The organism is uncultured Paraglaciecola sp. (assembly GCF_913058035.1).
Classification (GTDB): domain Bacteria; phylum Pseudomonadota; class Gammaproteobacteria; order Enterobacterales; family Alteromonadaceae; genus Paraglaciecola.
In genome coordinates this window covers 1-2041 of sequence record NZ_CAJXPA010000346.1, presented here as the reverse complement: position 1 = coordinate 2041, position 2041 = coordinate 1, and the positions used below count along the sequence as shown (strand labels likewise).

The following is a 2041-nucleotide window of genomic DNA, read 5'->3' as shown; positions in this document are numbered from 1 at the left end:
CTATAAATGCTTGTTATAAATAATTCATAAGATCGTTTTTTTAATAAAAATATTAGTAAATTCACATATTTGAAGCGAACTTGATAGCCATTGCAGCGTCATTCAACTATTATATTTTGACTGATTTATTTGAAATCTACACTTCACTATATGTGACAAGAAGCGTTATTAATCACGTCAGATTTCACCAAATTTTAAGGAAACAACTATGTCGACAGAAGACTTAAACGATTTACGCATGTCTGAAACAGTGCGTCCACTTTACCTTGCTGTAAAGAAGCACATTGAAGAGAATGTTATCCCGATCCAAGATGAGTTTTATTCAATTGGTGAAAAACTGGCTGATCGTTGGAGCTATTCTGAACGTCAAATGGAATTGCTCGAAGGTGCAAAAAACAAAGCAAAAGAATTAGGCCTTTGGAACTTCTTTTTGCCAGATGCTGAGACAGGCGAAGGTTTATCTAACCTAGATTACGCTTACATTGCAGTCGAACTGGGTAAAGCGCCTTTAGCATCCGAAACGTTAAACTGTTCTGCACCTGACACAGGCAATATGGAAGTATTAGAACGAGTGGGGACACCTGAGCAAAAAGCACAATGGTTAGCCCCTCTTCTTAGAGGCGAAATACGTTCGTGCTTTGGCATGACCGAACCCAATGTTGCATCTTCTGATGCAAAAAACATCTCGACATCGGCTGTTGAAGATGGAAATGATTGGGTTATCAATGGCGAGAAATTTTATATTTCTGGTGCCGGAGATCCTCGCTGTAAAATTATGATTTGTATGGTTAAAAGCAGTCCTGATGCGCCAACACATAAACAACAATCACAAATTCTAGTTCCCCTAGACGCTCCGGGTGTCACTATCGTTGGCCCCATGCATGTATTTGGGCATGACGACGCACCTCACGGTCACATGCACATTAAGCTTGAAAATGTACGAGTACCTAAGACCAATATGTTATTAGGCGAAGGCCGTGGTTTTGAAATTTCTCAAGTACGTTTGGGACCAGGTCGTATACACCATTGCATGCGTTCAATTGGTCAAGCTGAAAAAGCATTGCAACTTGCACTTGAGCGTTCAACGTCACGAGAAGCTTTCGGTAAAAAAATATATCAACTTGGCAAGAATATTGAAGTTATTTCGAAAATGCGCATCGACATTGAAGCCATGCGTATGATGGTATTAAAAGCCGCCAAAGCTATGGATGTATTGGGTAACCAAGAAGCACGAATCTGGATACACATGATCAAAGCGATGATCCCAGAGCGAGTTTGTGAAATCATTGACCAATCCATGCAACTCCATGGTGCCACAGGCATATCACAGTGGTCACCGCTTTCTGCCATGTATGCAGGCCAACGCACCTTGCGTTTTGCTGATGGACCAGATGAAGTTCATCACATGGTTGTGGGTCGAAATGAAGTTCGTGAATTTGAACGTAATAAAGATTAAAGAAATCACTCCGTCACTTTTTACAGATATTTTGTGGATGTCTTTTAGATAAAAATAATAATTAATAAGGGCTGGCGCCAGCTGGCCCTTATTGTTTCTGGTGTAGTATCTTAAGATTTTGCACGATAGGATTTTGCACAAGGAGTGCAATACGGATAAATATAGTATTGCAAAACAATTTATGGATGCTGCCTTAACTGCAGCGAACGAGCAGAATATAAGCAACAGCGACCTAATAGAAGTAATAATTATCACTTGATTACACAAATGACAACGACTCCCTAGACTTCGCGTAGTGCGTAGTGCTTAGAGCATAGATTATGAATAGCGAAATATATCCGGAGGTCTTGATAAAATCCCATCACGCCAGTCAATATAGATCACTACCTGCCAAATTATGTTCTGCAACTTTGGCAGTTCAGAAAAACCGCACAACCAACACCGTTTTTAGTGAAGGTATTCTTACATATCAATTTGAGGGTTTTAGTTTATTGGTAAAAAAACCACTGGATTATTAATATACCTGTCGATTAGTAGCAAAATTTCTCGAATGTGGCATGGGACTGGCACAACCTCCATTTATCC

General features: G+C 39.9%; 1 protein-coding gene. It reads left to right on the top strand.

Features of this window, described 5'->3' with window-relative positions:
• The first annotated feature begins 208 nt into the window (after positions 1 to 208).
• Positions 209 to 1456 carry an acyl-CoA dehydrogenase family protein gene (locus QZ562_RS21145; protein WP_293764724.1) on the top strand — a complete coding sequence of 416 codons (1248 nt, stop codon included), beginning with the start codon at positions 209 to 211 and terminating at the stop codon, positions 1454 to 1456.
• The last annotated feature ends 585 nt before the right edge of the window (positions 1457 to 2041 follow it).

Excerpts from the sequence above, each read along its gene's own strand:
- QZ562_RS21145 (WP_293764724.1), top strand. The coding sequence starts at position 209 with ATGTCGACAGAAGACTTAAACGATTTACGCATGTCTGAAACAGTGCGT.